This window comes from Pseudomonas sp. JAI120 (genome assembly GCF_014207255.1).
Taxonomy (GTDB): Bacteria; Pseudomonadota; Gammaproteobacteria; order Pseudomonadales; family Pseudomonadaceae; genus Aquipseudomonas.
In genome coordinates, this window is record NZ_JACHCZ010000001.1 from 91,522 (window position 1) to 106,559 (window position 15,038).

At 58.2% G+C, this 15,038-nt stretch carries 22 protein-coding genes; 19 read left to right on the plus strand and 3 right to left on the minus strand.

The genetic code is table 11. The features are described from left to right. Positions 1-11 precede the first annotated feature (11 nt). The 8 genes from HDC32_RS00505 to HDC32_RS00540 all read left to right on the plus strand — a co-directional run bounded on the left by HDC32_RS00505 (position 12) and on the right by HDC32_RS00540 (position 5,057). Positions 12-623 carry a hypothetical protein gene (locus HDC32_RS00505; RefSeq protein ID WP_184742069.1) on the plus strand — a complete coding sequence of 204 codons (612 nt, stop codon included), beginning with the start codon at positions 12-14 and terminating at the stop codon, positions 621-623. Positions 624-700: 77 nt separating this feature from the next. Next, on the plus strand, positions 701-1,429 hold the full coding sequence (locus tag HDC32_RS00510; protein WP_029295015.1) for a hypothetical protein: 729 nt from the start codon (positions 701-703) through the stop codon (positions 1,427-1,429). Between the two features lie 12 nt (positions 1,430-1,441). Further along, complete coding sequence (locus HDC32_RS00515) at positions 1,442-2,407, plus strand: major capsid protein (RefSeq protein ID WP_184742070.1); 966 nt, start codon at positions 1,442-1,444, stop codon at positions 2,405-2,407. A 47-nt stretch (positions 2,408-2,454) separates the two neighbouring features. After that, positions 2,455-3,039 carry a hypothetical protein gene (locus tag HDC32_RS00520; protein ID WP_184742071.1) on the plus strand — a complete coding sequence of 195 codons (585 nt, stop codon included), beginning with the start codon at positions 2,455-2,457 and terminating at the stop codon, positions 3,037-3,039. 59 nt (positions 3,040-3,098) lie between these two features. Further along, positions 3,099-3,602 (plus strand): DnaT-like ssDNA-binding protein, encoded by a 504-nt coding sequence (locus tag HDC32_RS00525; RefSeq protein ID WP_184742072.1) that lies wholly within the window; start codon positions 3,099-3,101, stop codon positions 3,600-3,602. A gap of 17 nt (positions 3,603-3,619) precedes the next feature. Beyond that, entirely contained in the window at positions 3,620-3,988 is a 369-nt protein-coding gene (locus tag HDC32_RS00530) for a hypothetical protein (RefSeq protein WP_184742073.1), read from the plus strand. After that, positions 3,985-4,641: a hypothetical protein gene (locus HDC32_RS00535; RefSeq protein ID WP_184742074.1), complete on the plus strand. Its 657-nt coding sequence runs from the start codon at positions 3,985-3,987 to the stop codon at positions 4,639-4,641. Before HDC32_RS00530 ends, HDC32_RS00535 begins: the two co-directional genes overlap by 4 nt. Further along, a complete protein-coding gene (locus tag HDC32_RS00540) occupies positions 4,638-5,057 on the plus strand; it encodes a phage tail terminator-like protein (protein ID WP_184742075.1) in 420 nt (139 codons plus the stop codon). The genes HDC32_RS00535 and HDC32_RS00540 overlap by 4 nt, the downstream gene beginning before the upstream one ends. Before the next feature lie 8 nt (positions 5,058-5,065). On the opposite strand, the gene HDC32_RS00545 is transcribed toward HDC32_RS00540, so the two are convergent. Further along, positions 5,066-5,572, minus strand: coding sequence for a hypothetical protein (locus HDC32_RS00545; protein ID WP_184742076.1), 507 nt, complete (start codon positions 5,570-5,572; stop codon positions 5,066-5,068). Positions 5,573-5,740: 168 nt separating this feature from the next. Between HDC32_RS00545 and HDC32_RS00550 the strand changes: the two genes are divergently transcribed. From HDC32_RS00550 to HDC32_RS00585, 8 genes are read left to right on the plus strand one after another with little or no spacing between them, the layout of a single operon-like run. Further along, positions 5,741-6,397: a phage tail protein gene (locus HDC32_RS00550; RefSeq protein WP_184742077.1), complete on the plus strand. Its 657-nt coding sequence runs from the start codon at positions 5,741-5,743 to the stop codon at positions 6,395-6,397. A 3-nt stretch (positions 6,398-6,400) separates the two neighbouring features. Further along, the gene (locus HDC32_RS00555; RefSeq protein ID WP_019816779.1) at positions 6,401-6,781 is read left to right on the plus strand and encodes a phage tail assembly chaperone; all 381 of its coding nucleotides are present in this window, start codon (positions 6,401-6,403) and stop codon (positions 6,779-6,781) included. 17 nt (positions 6,782-6,798) lie between these two features. Further along, the gene (locus HDC32_RS00560; protein ID WP_184742078.1) at positions 6,799-7,101 is read left to right on the plus strand and encodes a DUF1799 domain-containing protein; all 303 of its coding nucleotides are present in this window, start codon (positions 6,799-6,801) and stop codon (positions 7,099-7,101) included. 27 nt (positions 7,102-7,128) lie between these two features. Further along, positions 7,129-10,185: a phage tail tape measure protein gene (locus HDC32_RS00565; RefSeq protein ID WP_184742079.1), complete on the plus strand. Its 3,057-nt coding sequence runs from the start codon at positions 7,129-7,131 to the stop codon at positions 10,183-10,185. After that, complete coding sequence (locus HDC32_RS00570) at positions 10,185-10,523, plus strand: phage tail protein (RefSeq protein WP_184742080.1); 339 nt, start codon at positions 10,185-10,187, stop codon at positions 10,521-10,523. The genes HDC32_RS00565 and HDC32_RS00570 overlap by 1 nt, the downstream gene beginning before the upstream one ends. 11 nt (positions 10,524-10,534) lie before the next feature. Further along, positions 10,535-11,287, plus strand: a complete 753-nt coding sequence (locus HDC32_RS00575) for a phage minor tail protein L (protein ID WP_184742081.1) — start codon at positions 10,535-10,537, stop codon at positions 11,285-11,287. A 2-nt stretch (positions 11,288-11,289) separates the two neighbouring features. Next, complete coding sequence (locus HDC32_RS00580) at positions 11,290-12,054, plus strand: C40 family peptidase (protein WP_184742082.1); 765 nt, start codon at positions 11,290-11,292, stop codon at positions 12,052-12,054. A gap of 25 nt (positions 12,055-12,079) precedes the next feature. Continuing rightward, complete coding sequence (locus tag HDC32_RS00585) at positions 12,080-12,322, plus strand: hypothetical protein (RefSeq protein WP_184742083.1); 243 nt, start codon at positions 12,080-12,082, stop codon at positions 12,320-12,322. A gap of 10 nt (positions 12,323-12,332) precedes the next feature. Here the strand turns inward: HDC32_RS00585 and HDC32_RS00590 are convergent, their stop codons facing one another. Both HDC32_RS00590 and HDC32_RS00595 read right to left on the minus strand, forming a co-directional pair. Next, positions 12,333-12,545, minus strand: coding sequence for a hypothetical protein (locus HDC32_RS00590; protein ID WP_184742084.1), 213 nt, complete (start codon positions 12,543-12,545; stop codon positions 12,333-12,335). Between the two features lie 83 nt (positions 12,546-12,628). Continuing rightward, positions 12,629-12,874, minus strand: coding sequence for a hypothetical protein (locus HDC32_RS00595; protein WP_184742085.1), 246 nt, complete (start codon positions 12,872-12,874; stop codon positions 12,629-12,631). A gap of 152 nt (positions 12,875-13,026) precedes the next feature. On the opposite strand from HDC32_RS00595, the gene HDC32_RS00600 reads away from it, so the two are divergent. The 3 genes from HDC32_RS00600 (at position 13,027) to HDC32_RS00610 (ending at position 15,029) form a co-directional block, all read left to right on the plus strand. Then, positions 13,027-13,938 (plus strand): trypsin-like peptidase domain-containing protein, encoded by a 912-nt coding sequence (locus HDC32_RS00600; protein WP_184742086.1) that lies wholly within the window; start codon positions 13,027-13,029, stop codon positions 13,936-13,938. A gap of 104 nt (positions 13,939-14,042) precedes the next feature. Next, on the plus strand, positions 14,043-14,387 hold the full coding sequence (locus HDC32_RS00605) for a hypothetical protein (RefSeq protein ID WP_184742087.1): 345 nt from the start codon (positions 14,043-14,045) through the stop codon (positions 14,385-14,387). Positions 14,388-14,441: 54 nt separating this feature from the next. Then, positions 14,442-15,029 (plus strand): tail assembly protein, encoded by a 588-nt coding sequence (locus HDC32_RS00610; protein ID WP_032891229.1) that lies wholly within the window; start codon positions 14,442-14,444, stop codon positions 15,027-15,029. Positions 15,030-15,038 lie beyond the last annotated feature (9 nt).

Below are 15,038 nucleotides of genomic sequence, written 5' to 3' on the forward strand. Positions count from 1 at the left end.
GGAGGCTTGATATGGCGAAGGGATGGGTAGCGTTTTTGAGTGTGTTTTGTGTAGCTGGTGGAGTGTCGGCAGGCTTTCTTGCTGGGATTCAAGTGAATCCGAACACGGCCGACCGATATGTTCTCAATCTCGGATCTGTTGGTGAATGGTTTTCGGGGTTTGGAGCTCTAGCTGCAGTTGTTACCGCAATTGCTCTTGCAGAGAAACAGCGTCGGGACAATTCAGAGCGGATAGAGCTTTCACCTGAGGTTAGGCAACTCCCCAGCGGTGCGGAAATCAATAGATCAAACAGCTTGGCTGTCGAAGTGGTTTCTGTTGGCAATAGACCCGCAAGGCTTACTGGAGCAAAAATTCTTTGTAGCGACGGCACAATACGATGGAAAGGGTTCTCTTGCGGGCCGGAAGGAAAGGGTTTTCCCGTCAATCTAAACTACGGTGAGAACACGCAAGTCTGGATAGCTTCTGGAGAGGTTAAGGACTTTCTTGAAACCTTCGATGGTGATTTCTCAGGTACTAAGATGATCATCACGACGACTTTGAAATCTTGGAATGTAGACATTTCAGAGAAGCTAAAGCAGTTGAAGCTTGAGCGCGACAATCCGCCTAAATCACTATTCAGTTAATTTTTTAAGCCCCGACATTGATCGGGGCTTTTTTATGCCTGCGAGGCAGGCCATTCCGACCCAAGGGGTGCATCAACGTGGCAGAAGAAAACGAAATCGACCTGGAAAACCCGGCAATTAAGGCCGCTATCGCGACTGCCGTTGAAGCATCCGTTTCCGGCTTGAAAACCAAGAACTCGGAACTGCTGGGCAAGCTGAAGGAAACCTCCGGCAAGCTGACCCAGTTCGAAACCCAGTTTGAGGGCATCGACATCGACGCAGTCAAAGGCCTGCTCAGTCGTGCTGGCCAGGACGAAGAAACCAAGCTGCTGACCGAGGGCAAGGTCGACGAAGTCTTCAATCGCCGCACCGAGCGCCTGCGCGGCGACTACGACAAGCAGTTGAAGGCCATCAGTGAGCGCGCCGAGAAGGCTGAATCTTTCGCGGCCAAGTTCCAGGGCAAAGTCCTGGGCGACTCGGTGCGCGGTGCAGCACTGAAGGCTGGTGCGCTCCCCGAAGCCACAGACGACATCATCCTGCGCGCCAAAGGCGTGTTCACCCTTAACGAAGATGGTGATGCAGTCGCCGTTGATGAATCCGGCCAGGTCATCCTCGGTAAAGACGGCAAGACCCCTTTGACTCCGCTCGAATGGGCGGAATCTCTGCGCGAAAGCGCACCTCACCTGTGGCCAAGGGCTTCAGGGACATTTGCCCCGGGCGGGGGTGGCGGCAAGGCTGCATTCAAGCGCTCCGAAATGACCTCCGAGCAGAAGCGCGATTTCCAGCGCAAGCACGGCCAAACCGCATACCTCGCATTGCCCAAGTAAGGGGAAAGACCCATGGTTACAACTGTCAACAGCGACCTGATCATCTATAACGATGAGGCACAAACTGCATACCTGGAGCGTGTCCAGGACAACCTGGATGTGTTCAATGCATCCTCCAATGGCGCGATGGTGCTCGACAACGAGCTGATCGAAGGTGACTTCCGCAAGCGTGCGCTCTACAAGCTGAACGGTTCGCTGGAACACCGCGACGTCAACTCAGAAGGCAAGGTTACTGCCAAGAAGATCAGCGCCGGCGAAGCTGTCGGCGTCAAGGCTCCCTGGAAGTACGGCCCGTACCAGACCACTGAAGAGGCGTTCAAGCGCCGCGGTCGTCCGGTCGAGGAGTTCTCCCAGATCGTTGGTGCCGACGTTGCTGACGCGACCCTGGAAGGATTCATCCAGTACGCAACTGCTGGCCTTCGTGCCGCCATCGGCTCCAACGCTGACATGGTGGTTTCGGCCAACATCGAAACCGACGGCAAGAAGACGCTGACCCGCGGCATGCGCAAGTTCGGCGACAAGTTCGGCCGGATCGCTCTGTGGGTCATGCACTCCAGCGCTTACTTCGACATCGTCGACCAAGCCATCACGAACAAGATCTACGAAGAAGCTGGTGTTGTGATCTACGGCGGCCTGCCGGGCACCTTGGGTAAGCCCGTATTGGTGACCGACACCGCGCCGGCCGACGTGATCTTTGGCTTGCTGCCAAACGCGGTAACCATCACTGAATCTCAGGCTCCGGGCTTCCGTTCCTACGAAGTGAACGACGAAGAAAACCTGAGCATCGGCTATCGCGCTGAAGGCACTGTGAACATCGACGTGCTTGGCTACAGCTGGAAAGCCACTACTGGTGGCTCCAACCCAACCCTGGCTGCCGTCGGCTCCGCTGCCAACTGGGTCAAGCACGCGGGCAGCAACAAGGTCACCGCCGGCGTGATGATTACGCTGACCGCAACGCCTCCTGTTACTGGCGGTTAAGCCTCAAACTCAACGCGCGGTCAGCAATGGCCGCCTTGGAGAAACACATGGAACTGACTTACAGCAACCAGCTGAGCGGCTTCGACCCGGAGAAGCGTTACCGCAATCCGGAACACTTCGATAAGCCCGAAGCGGGTGTGACCAGCGTGCTGGTGATTGGCGATTGGCCGAGCGTGGTCAATGCGTACGAAGCAGCCGGCATCGACGTGTCGGTGAAGGAAGCCAAGCGGGCGCAGATTGTTGGTGCGGGCAACCAAGCCGAACTGGAAAAGGTGATCGCGGCTTTGCGTGCTGAGCATGGAACGATCCAGATCCTTGTTGACGGCCTGGAAGCTGGCGAAATCCATCGTCCAGAGTCCGGCGACCTTGCGTCGCGCTTGTTTGACGTGCTGGGCACCATCCATGCTTCGGTTGATGAGTTGACCACTGAACGTGATGGCCTGGCCTTGACTGTCGACGCACTGCATGGCGAGGTTGAAGCGCTGAAGAAGTCTTTCATCACGCCCCCGGCTGATGAGGCCGACGAAATCGCAGCGCTTAAAGCAAAGCTCGATGAGGCTAAGGTCCAATATCGGGCAAACGCCTCCAAAGAATCCCTGGAAAGGCTCGTCGCTGAGCTGCCCAGGGAGTAATACTGCTGGGCGTCGGTGATCCGGCGGCCAAACTACAAACAATTCCAGCGAGTTGACGCATGACACTCATCATCGAGGACGGCACCGGCAAGCCTGACGCCGAAAGCTACGCGAGCGCCGAGGACCTGGCCCTGTATGCCGTGAAGTTCGGCGCAGTTATCCCGGCGGGCGTCCCCGAGCAGGAAGCTCTGCTACGCCGGGCCGCGTTGGCGATGGATGGCAAGACCTGGAAAGGCCGCAAGATGAGCAGCGAGCAGGCGCTGGCCTGGCCGCGTCGGGGTATTGAGCTGGACTGCCAGATCAAGCCAGACAACTACCTGCCGGCGAGGATCCAGTACGGGCAGATGGCTCTGGCCGCTGAGATCCATCAGGACGACATCGACCCGGTGGAGAAGCGCAAGGGTGCAGTAACACTGGAGCGTGTCGAAGGCGCGGTAACACGCGAGTACGCCACGATTTCCAACACCAGCGGTCGACTGTTGCCGGCGGCGCCGGACCGGCCGAGTGCTACGCAGTTTGCCGACTACCTACAAAAGCGCGGGCTGTTCGCAGTGCGCGCATAGCTGTAATGGAGACCATCATGGCCTTTTACGACGAAATGGCCGTGATGGCTCTGGAGATGATCGAAGAGTTCGGCCAGCCCGTGACCATCAGCAAGACGGAGCCGGGCGAGTACGACCCGGAGACGGGCGGCGAAGCGCCAGGTGCCACCGTCGAGCAGATCGCCCAAGGCATCCTACTCGACTTCACCGGACAAGAATTCCAGAACAACAGCCTCATCAAGCAGGGCGACAAGAAGCTCAAGATTGCAGCGCAGGGGCTTACGTGGGTACCTGGCCTGCTCGACAAAGTGGTTGCTCAGGGTCGTACCTGGTCAATCGTGCCGCCGCTGAAAGAGGTCAACCCTGCCGGTACGCCGATCCTCTATGAGTTGCAGGTGCGGTCGTGAGCCGGGCAGGCGCCGGACAGTCCGGCAGTTTTGCGCTCAGCCTGGCCGAGTTCGCCGCCCAGGCCAGTGAAGCAATTGACGCGAGCCTGCGCGAGATCATCATCGAGATTGGTAGCAGCATCATCCGCATGTCACCGGTGGGGAATCCTGAAATATGGGCGGCCAACGTTGCTCATCGCGACGCCAATTCCCGCGCAGCCGACGACTACGACTTCAAGGTTGCAGTGCGCAATACGCTCATCAACCTGGACGAATCGAACTTCACGAAGGCGGGCAACCTCAAGCGCGGCGTGAAATATGCCAAACCGCTAACGAAGACCGAGCGCGACCAGAACTTCAGCGTGAATGGCTTGGTGGCTGGTCGGGACTATGTTGGCGGTCGCTTTCGGGCGAACTGGAATTTCTCCATCGGCTCTGTCGACAACAGCTTCCGCATTCACCCAGACCCGACAGGGACCGAGGCAACCGCAAGGCTTGTCGCGGGCGCCATTGAATTCAAGGCTGGGCAGACAGCTTTCATCGTTAACAACTTGCCCTATGCGATCCCGTTGGAGTTCGGCCATTCCACTCAGGCCCCCGGCGGCATGGTTCGGGTCACCGTGGCTCGCTTTCAGCAGATCGTGCTGGAGGCCATCAGGAACAACCAGGTATGAGTCACGCAATCATCGCTTCGATCTACGAGGCCAAGCTCATCGCCTGGAACGCTGCCAGGTCGGACAAGCTCAAGATCGTTTTCGAGAACACGGCCTACGCGCCAGCGGAGGGTGAGACTTATCTGCGGGCCTTCACTATCCCGGGCGACACCACGAGCAACACACTCGGCGGTGATCACCGGCTGTTCACCGGCGTGTTTCAGGTCAGCATCATCGCACCGGCGGGCACCGGCAAGATCAAGACCAACCCAATCACCACAGAACTGGTTGACCTGTTCCCGCTATACGCCAGGGACACGAAGGGTGCGGTCACCGTGGTGACCATGTCGCCAGTTGACCCAGGCCCTGGCATCACAGGCGACTCTGCCTACACCGTCTCTGTTTCGTTCTCATATAGATCCGATGTTGCCGCATAAGCCCGGTTTCATTCGGCTAGACAATTGGACATTTTGGCGGCGACTGATTCGAGCGATTTGTGTAGCGCTTCGACATGCATAGTCGCCTCGTCTGCCGCGTTTAGTTCGTTGTAACCGTATCCGGAGTTAACCAAAATATTGCGGAATGCATATTCAACCCCAGTTCCTTTGCTGCTTGCGACGAGCGTGTACTTCGTCAGTGATCTCAGGCTGGTGCCCATCACTGTTATGTAATAGCTGCCCGTGCCTGGCATAACCACTCGTTGCTTCGAGAGATCGCTCACGGGCGATATCGAGTCATTTGTTATCTGCTGAACCATGCAAAACTGGATTTGATCTACTGATACCTTATTGGCATCTCTAAAGCGCATTTCCTGCAAGGTGGGCCATCCATTTTGAGAGGTGCCAAGCACTATGTCCGGGTTCTGGGAAGCAAGTCGAGTAGGTGCGGGCGGCGCAGTCGCACAACCGCTAAGGATACAAACTGCTACAGCGACAGAGAAAAATTTGAACATTACTCATCCTTGATCTGGTTAGAAGGCCCCATCTAAATACTCGTTCAAGGGCGCACATTCAATCTATTGCATCAGAGCTCCATTGCGAGCCTTAAAACAACGCCCATTGGGCAACCCGAGAACCCGCCACCGAGCGGGTTTTTCATATCTGAAAAGAGGAAATACCCCATGGGCTACAAACTCCCGAACGGTGGCACCTTCCAGCACGCCGCAACCTACGCCGCTGCACTGGCGTTCCCCACCATCAGCAACGCGAGCGAGGCGGTGGCCACCGTTGTAGGTGGCACCATCGCTGCCGGCGATATTGTTCTGCTGACGTCTGGCTGGAGCAAGCTCGATAGCAAGGTGGTTCGCGTGAAGGCAGCGACGGCAACGGCGATTACCCTGGAAGGCATCGACACTTCCGACACGCAGGTCTATCCGGTCGCTGGCGGCGCTGGCACGATGCGCAAGGTGCTGACCTGGGTGCAGATCCCGCAAATCTCCGACGTGGCCTTCTCCGGCGGCGAACAGAACTACCTTGATGTGGTGTTCCTCGAGGATGACCAAGGCAAGCAGATCCCCACCGACAAATCAGCGGCAAGTATGGTGCTCACCATCGCCGATGACCCGGCCCAGGCGTTCAACGGAGTGCTGCTGAAGGCGGACGCCGGCAAGCAGATCGAAGCGGCGCGCCTGAACCTGCCTGGTAACGACACCCTGCTGTACGGCACCTACACGTCGTTTTCCAAACAGCCAGCGGTGTCCCGCAACAACCTGCTGACCCGCACCGTCAGCTTGGCGTTGCAGGCCGAGCCGACCCGCTACCTGACTGCGGCGGTGTAACCCATGGCTAAGATCCGTATCGCGCAAAAGGCTACGTTCAATGCGCCCGTGCTGATCCCGATCGTCGGCAGCGAACCCGAGAAGGTCGAGTTCACTTTCAAGTACCGGGATCGCACCGAGCTTGCCGCTCTGTTCGATGAATGGAACGAGGCGCGGAACAAGGCGCGGGCCGCGCTGGGCGACAAGCCTTCTTGGTCGGAAGTGGTTGCCGTGGACACCGAGCAGCAAACCCAGCAAATCAAGGACCTGGTAATCGGCTGGGGTTTCGACGACGAATACAACGACGACAACATCGTCGCATTCGTGAAGTCCTGCCAGGGTGCCGCCGAGGCGGTCGTTAAGGCCTACGAAGGCGCATACAGCCAGGCCCGCCTGGGAAACTGACTGACGCCGCCCGCGCGATGTACTCGCCGAGCGTGCCCGACACGATTATCGGCATGTTCGGCCTTGCCCCTGGCGATCTGGTTGAAGACGTGGAGGTCTGGCCCTGCAATTGGCCTGCCTTCCTCCTATTCAACCGAATGTCCACCCAGTGGCGAGCAGGCGCCGGCGGCGCGATCGGTCTCGACTACAGCTGCATCCGCGACGTGGCCGGCTTCCTCGGCATCAAGAAAAAGAAACTCGCTGAAATCTTCCCAGACCTCCAGGTGCTGGAAGGCGAGGCCCTGCGCGTCATGGCGGAGGAGAGGGAAAACAGCCCGTAACCGCGGGCACTTATTCAAGGTGAGTCGATGAACATTGCAGAACTCGGCGTCAAGATCGACTCGGCCGATGCAATCCAGGCGAAAACGAGTCTGGATGAAATGGCGAAGGCCGGCGGCCGGGCCGAGCAGTCCGCCGTTTCGCTGATGAACGAAATGCAGGCGCTGGAAAAGTCGCTATCCACCAGCGCCAAAACCACCCAGGACTTGGCAAAGCAGCGTGACGCTCTCGCCAAGCTGACCAAGACTGGCGCCTATGGCGAGGCCGAGGCGGCGAAGATCTCGGCACAGCTCGACAAGCAGCAGGTGGCCTTGGCCAAGTCCGCTATGGACGAGCAGAAGGCCCTCAACAGCCTGCTGGGGGCTATTGACCCTGCCCGTGCCGCGCTGGCTAAGCTGGACACGCAGGTCGAGCAACTGGGCAAGCATCTCGACGAGGGTCGAATCAGCCAGGACCAGTACAACAGCGCCCTGGCCAAGATCGACAAGGATTACGGAAAGCTCGAAAAGACCACCACCGGCTTCGACAAGCTGCGCCTCGGCACCCGCCAGGCTCAGGAAAACGTCGTACAGCTTGGTAACGCGCTGTCGTCGGGTGACTGGGGGAGTGGTGTTCGAGCCGTGGCTCAGTTGGGCGCCGGCGCTGGTGCAGGTGCTGCGGGCTTGCTCGCCATCCTGGCGCCTCTAGCGCTTGCGACAGCAGCCGTGGGCAGCCTGGCATATGCCTACCACAAAGGCAGCGAAGAGCAGGACAGCTACAACAAGTCGCTCATCCTTACCGGCAACTATGCAGGGGTTAGCGCTGGGCAGTTGGGCGACATGGCGCGCCAAGTCAGCGCGACCGTGGGCACCACAGGCCAGGCCGCTGCGGTACTGGCGATGCTGGCGGATAACGGCAAGATCGCCGGCGAGAGTTTTGCGGGCATCACCCAGGCCGCCGTTTCGATGCAGGAGGCGACCGGTAAAGCCGTCAGCGAGACAGTCGCCGAGTTCGTGAAGCTTGCCGACGACCCAGTTAAGGCTTCGGCTGCCCTGAATGAGCAGTATCACTATCTGACGGCTTCGGTGTTCTCGCAGATCGCCGCGCTGGAAGAGCAGCGCGACCATGCTGGCGCCGTAAAGCTTGCGACCGAGTCTTACGCTGACGCGATCAACGAGCGCACGCCGAAGATTTTGGAGAACCTGAGCTTCTGGGAGAAAGGCTACAACGCGGTCGCACGCGCTGCTGACAGCCTCAAGAACATCGGCCGCCCGGACATCAGCGCCGATATCGAACAGGCCCGCCGAGACCTGGCAAGCGCGCAGTCCGGCGACGTTGGTCTGTTCCAAAACAAGCAGGAGATGATTGATCTCTATCAAAACAGCTTGAATATGCTTGAGGACCAGAAGGCGGCACAGGCTGAAATTGCAAAGCTGGAAGGCGATCAGGCAAAAGCCCAACAAGCCGCGATCACCTCGATGCAAAAGGTTGACGCGCTCACCAAGTCCTCGTGGACGAATGAACAGAAGCGGGCCGACGCACTCAAGGACTACAAAAAACAACTCGACGATATCCGCAAGGTAGCGCCGAACGATCCGCGCCTGGCCCAGGCTACGGTCGATAAAAACATCGCCAACATCAACGACAAGTTCAAGGACCCGAAAGCCGCTGGTACCCAGGTCGATCTGACCGGCTTCAACAACGCCAAGAACAACCTGGCGGCGATCACCGACACCTACAAAAACTACCAGAAGGAGCTGGAAGCGGCGCAGAAAGCCGGCCTGCTGTCCGAGGAAGACTATCTTCTACGTCGTCAGGCCTTGATCGGCAACGAGCTTGATCAGGTCACGGCGGCCTACGAGGCCGAGATCTCGGCCCTGGAAGCATCCAAGGCCAAGAAGAGCACCTCGGCGGCGCAGAGCATTCAGCTCGACCAGAAGATCGCCGACGCGCGCGCAGGAATGGTCAAGGCGCAGAAGGATGCCGACAGCCAGCTTGAAGTGCTCGCCACCAACGAAACCGGGCGCCTGGCAAAGCAGGAGCGAGCGATCAGCACGTACGTGCAGGCGCTGGGGCAGCAGCAGCGGGCTTTGGAATTGGCAGGCCAGCGCGCAGTGCTCGGCGTTGGGCAGGGCGATCGACAGAACGCGCTCAGCGGCGAACTGAACAGCCAGCAGGACCGGTTTGCTCAGCAGTCGCTGGAGCTTGCCAACCAGAAATCCGACCCGTCGCGGAACATGTCGGAGGAAGAGTTTAAGCGCAAATCGCAGGCTCTCGCAGACGCGAACAAGGCCGCCACCGACCAGATCCGGCAGAACTATGCGGATGTGGAAAATGCCCAGGGCGATTGGACGAAGGGCGCAACGGCAGCCTGGGATAACTACCTGGATTCGGCGCGCAACATCGCCGGGCAAACCAAAAGCCTGTTCGGCAACGCCTTCAGTTCCATGGAGGATTCCATCGTCAACTTTGCCATGACCGGTAAGGCGTCGTTCTCGGACTTCGCCAAATCGATCCTGGCCGACATGGCGCGTATAGCTACCCGTCAGGCCAGTTCGGCGCTGCTGGGCAGTCTGGTTGGTGCGGCGGCGAGCTATCTCGGCGGCAGTGCTGCTGGAGGTGGCAACGGAATGGCTGCCGGCTCTGCCGGTGCTACCTCCTCAAACTTGGGCGCGTCCTCGGCCGGCTACTCCAACACCTACTTCCCGCAAGCCAAGGGCGGCGCGTGGTCGGGCGATGTGCAGATGTTCGCCGACGGCGGTGCGTTCACGAACTCCATCGTCAGCAAGCCAACGGCGTTCGGTATGGCCAATGGCAAAACCGGAGTCATGGGTGAGGCTGGTGAGGAAGCAATCATGCCCCTGACCCGGACGTCGAGCGGCAAGCTGGGGGTTATGGCCATGGGCGGCGGTGGGGCTGGCGGAACGCAGATCAATGTCGAGGTGCACATCGATGGCGAGGGCAACGCCTCGTCCTCGGCTGATGCTCCCGGCTATGACCTGTTCGGCAAGGAGCTGGCGACGTTCGTAGAGCAGAAGTACCAGGAACTGCGGAGCAGGGACATGCGCCAGGGCGGCGTCATCAACAACGCAATTAAGGGGCGATGATGGCTATCGAACGATTCACCTGGGCGACGGAGAAGGGCGCGGAGGGCGATATTTCCCAGCGCGTCCACTCCAAGCAGTTTGGCGATGGCTACGAGCAGTCGGTCGAGGATGGCCTCAACAACCGTTCGCAATCCTGGCCGGTGACCTTCACCGGTTTGAAGGGGCGCATCAAGGACATCATGGCGTTCCTCGACCGACACAAAGGGGCGAAGGGCTTCCTCTGGGAGCCGCCCCTGGGTGAGCTTGGCCTCTACAAGTGCAACGGCTACAAACCTGTGCACCGCGGCGGCCAGGTCTACGCCATCACCGCGACTTTCCAGCAAACCTTTCATCCCTGAGATAACTGCCCATGGCACTGATCACGGACATCCAGAAACTGGAGCCCGGCGGCGAGATTCGCCTGTTCGAAATCGACGGGACCGAGTACGGCGCCGATTACCTTCGCTTCCACGGTCACGCTATCCCGCACACGCCAGAGGAATTGCTGGCCTACGAGGGCTCCGAGGATGATCTACCCGCCAAGTCGATTATCTGGCAGGGCCAGGAGTACGCGGCTTGGCCAGTGCAGATTGAGGGTATTTCCTCGAGCAGCGACGGAGCCGCCTCTCGGCCCACGTTCGCCGCGGGCAACGTCAACGGGCGCGTCACCGCGCTGTGCCTGGCCTTCGAGGACATGCTCAAGTTCAAGCTCACAGTCCGCGAGACCCTGGCCCAGTACCTCGATGCGGCCAACTTCCCCGAGGGCAACCCAACCGCAGACCCTACCCAGGAGGCGCTGGAGATCTGGTATATCGACCAGAAAACCAGCGAGGACGGCGAGGCGGTGGTCTGGGAGCTGTCCTCCCCGGGCGAGATCGATAACCACGGTTTGCCCGGCCGGCAGATGACAACGTTCTGCCACTGGGCCATGACCAATGGTTACCGGGGGCCGGACTGCGGCTACACCGGCGCTGCCATGTTCGACGACGAGGACAGCTCCACGGATGACCCGGCTCTGGATCAGTGCAAGGGCTGTCTGTCGTCGTGCAAGTTGCGCTTTGGCGAGAACAACGAGCTCAGTTTCGGTGGCTTCCCTGCCGTTTCCCTCATAGCCCGGAGCTGACCATGCGCAAGCACATCATTGCGTCCATCCAGGCGCACGCGGCGGCGGAATATCCGCGCGAGTGCTGCGGCCTGCTGCTGGCCGTCGGGCGAGCGCAGAAGTATTACCCGTGCCGGAACATCGCCACGGATCCGAACGAAGAGTTCAGGCTCGATCCCGAGGACTACGCCGCGGCGGAAGACTTTGGCGAAGTGATCGGCATCGTTCACTCACACCCGGACGCCACCAGCAGACCGTCACCGCACGACCTGGCCATGTGCGAGGCCACGGCCTTGTCCTGGCACATTCTGTCGTGGCCCGAGGGCGACATGCGCACGATCACGCCAACGGGCAGTACTCCTTTGCTCAAGCGCCCGTTCGTGCACGGCGCCTGGGACTGCTGGCAGGTCTGCGCTGACTGGTATCAACGTGAGTGGGGCCTTGAGTTCGAAGCATTCCAGCGCACCGATGGTTGGTGGGAGAGTGCGGAGAACGCCAGCCTGTACGAGGCGAACTACGAGGCTGCAGGTTTCGTGCGTGTCGACCGCCCACAGCGTGGCGACATGATCGTCATGCAGGTTGGCCGCACCGTTCACCCGAACCATGCCGGGATCTATCTGGGCACTGATCCGGCGCTACCTGGCGAAGAGTCGGGCGCGTTCGGCCCTGGCCCGTTCCTACTGCACCACCTGTACGGCAGGCCTTCCGAGATCATCGTCTACGGCGGGCCCTGGCACGATCGAACGCGCCTGATCCTCAGGCACAAAGACGCAAGACAACCAACATGACGCGGCATGGCCGCAGGGGTGAACTATGCTAGGCAGCCAAAGCTATACGCTGACAATTCGAGATCTGTTTACCGTTTCCAGCGAGGGGGTTAGCGGCGCCGAGGCCGTGGTTTCCATTTTGGATGGCTCGCTCGAAATCGATCAGATCAGACTTTCTGGCAAGGTGGGCCCTGGCGAAAGCGTTTATCGCCGGGAGTACAAAGGAAAGCCAGGGTTGAAGGCTGAGCTTCTGACAGGGACCGGTCAGATCACGTTTACGGCGATCTGACCTAGAAACATCAGTTGCGCGGCTCTTCCTCTATGATGAATTCATCAGTGCCGGGTAAGTGGAAAATGTAGCTGGCCTTGTAACCCTCTCCCATGGCCCGCGCTCTGGCTTCTGCAGCGGCTTTAGTTGGGAACGCCCCCACCATGATGATTGGTTCGTCGCGTACTACACCCCATGTATAGATCCAGTCCTTTTTGCTTTGCGTGTATTCGTCGTTGCTCACATTGACCTCCAGGTCATAAATGCGCCGATATTGGCGCTATCCCAGTCCTTGGGCTTGCAGGCGAAGGACTGAGGAAATCCTTGTTAGCTGAGCTGTACAGGGGCCATAAGTTTGATGTCGATCCGATCTAGGTGACCGTCCTCACCGCGAACAACCTCAAGCGGCATGCCAGGAACAAGCTGCTGGGTAACTACCCAGCCACCACGGAAGAAGTATTTAACTTCAATCGGTACTGCCAGACCTTTGAAATTAAGGGTCAGCTTTTTGCCGACCTGTGTCCGCTCAAGTGCGTCTTGAATTTCTTGTGAAACCTCTGCGTTTCGAGTCATTAGCAACCTCCGCCAGAAGGCACAAAGCTACTACGGCGGAACCCGATCCAGTTACTGGCATTCCATCCACGCTGGATGCCCGGACAGGTCTGGCGCATAGAGCTGTCATATGGCTATCATTCGCTCTACTGTTAGGGTCAGTGGAGGGCTTTATGCCAGAGAAAGGAGTCAGAAATAGGTATTCGCAATCGCCATTTCAAATTTTAATGTATGACGACGCGGGTATGACTTCGACAGGGTCGGGTTTTTTTTATGAGTTTAAAGGAGAGACTTATTTAATAACTAATTGGCATAATCTCAGTGGTAAGCACTTTCTGACAAAAGAGCCACTTTCTAATAGGTTTCCTACATTAATCGACTTAAAGCTCGCCACCTACATTCCTCATGAAAGTGGTGATCGTTATGTATTTACTTCAGTGGCTCACAGGCTAAATCTTTATAACGAGTTTAAGCCCGTATGGTTCGAACATCCGTCACTGGGTGAGCGGTGTGACGTGGTTGCGATAAAGTTTACTAAGCCGACCGATTGCAATGAACAATTCCATGTGCCGGTAAATAAAATCAGCAAGCTTAGAGTGCCGGTGATGCCAGGTAATACCGCATTTGTCATAGGCTTTCCGAGTTCGATAAGCACGGGGTTTGGCTTGCCGCTCTGGAAGTCGGGGTTCATCGCTTCTGAGCCCTATTATGGAATTACGAGTGGTGGAAGCATATCTCGGATAGGAGGGCTGGCTGACGGTGTTGAGCTTCCTGCTTTCTTTCTGGACACTCAAACTCGACAAGGCATGTCCGGAGCTCCCGTATTCTGTTCCTTTACAGGAACATGGGGGGTCAATGATCCGTACGAAGAAATCAACATTGAGGCCCCGGGATTTTGGAATAGAGTTGACGTTGCCTTTAACGAGACAAGGATGGAGTTTATTGGGTGTTATAGCGGACGCATTGGTAAGGAGGAGGAAGGGGCTGCGCTCGGAATTTGCTGGGGTGTAGAAGTAATTGACGAAATATGCTCTGCCCAAAAGCCTGGAAAGAATCCGCATTTCAACGAGCTCTCGGATTGCTAGGAGACTCTGGAACAAATTGAATATGCGAATGATCCAGCCCGCGCTGGGCTTTTTGCATTCACTCCCCCAGTGCTACAGTCCCGCCAAACCAAAGAGGGAACAACATGCGGATTTTGATAGCGGCGGTAGCGGTGGTGGTGCTGGCGGGGTGTACCACACCTGGCGACCTGAAGTCGGGAAAGGCTACCATCAGCGCGTCTTCGAGTAAGGAGCCGAAGCAATACGCACTTTGCGTCATGCCAAAATGGCAGGATGCTCGCTCGGGCGCCACGATGACTGAAACGGCAAATGGTTACAGGCTCATCGTCGCGACCGACTCGACGGCTGAGGAGCTTCTTGAGGTGAATCGGTCACCGAAAGGCAGTAACGTTGCACTTTATCAACGGTTGTCCTGGGCGCCTGGTTACGGCCGATCAGCCATTGAACAGGCAGTTCGCGACTGTCTTTAACGAACAACCGCATCGAGCCGCCTCCGGGCGGTTTTTTATTGCCCGGAGAAAACCATGGCAGCGCTCGCAATCGAATACCAACCACTCACCACCATTCTTCTTTTCGGTCAGTTACGCCAGTTCGGCCGATCCTTCAGGCTGTCTGTGAGAACCACAGCAGAGGCAATCAAGGCTCTTTGCGTGCAAGTTCCTGGCTTCGAGCGCTTCTTGTCAAATGCCAAGTCCCGAGGGATAGAGTTCGCGGTATTCAGGGGGAAAAAGAATATTGGAGAGGGTGAGCTCTCTTTTGGCGGAGAAGGAGACATCCGCATTGCCCCAGTGATTACTGGTAGCAAACGAGCGGGGATTCTCCAGACGATTGTTGGTGTAGTCCTGCTCGCTATTTCGTACGTATTCCCGGTCACCGCGCCGTATCTGGCGCCGGCAGGCATCGGCCTCGTCGCAGGCGGTGTTATCCAGATGCTCAGCCCCCAAGCCGGCGGACTGAAGACCAGCGCGGCGCCTGAGAACACTCCCGGCTATGCCTTTGGCAGCGCCAAGAACACCACGGCCTCCGGCAATCCTGTCTCGCTGTGTGCCGGCCGCCGGCGATGGGGTGGTGCAATCATCAGTGCCGCCATTTACGCCGAAGACCAGATGTAGCCAACAGCC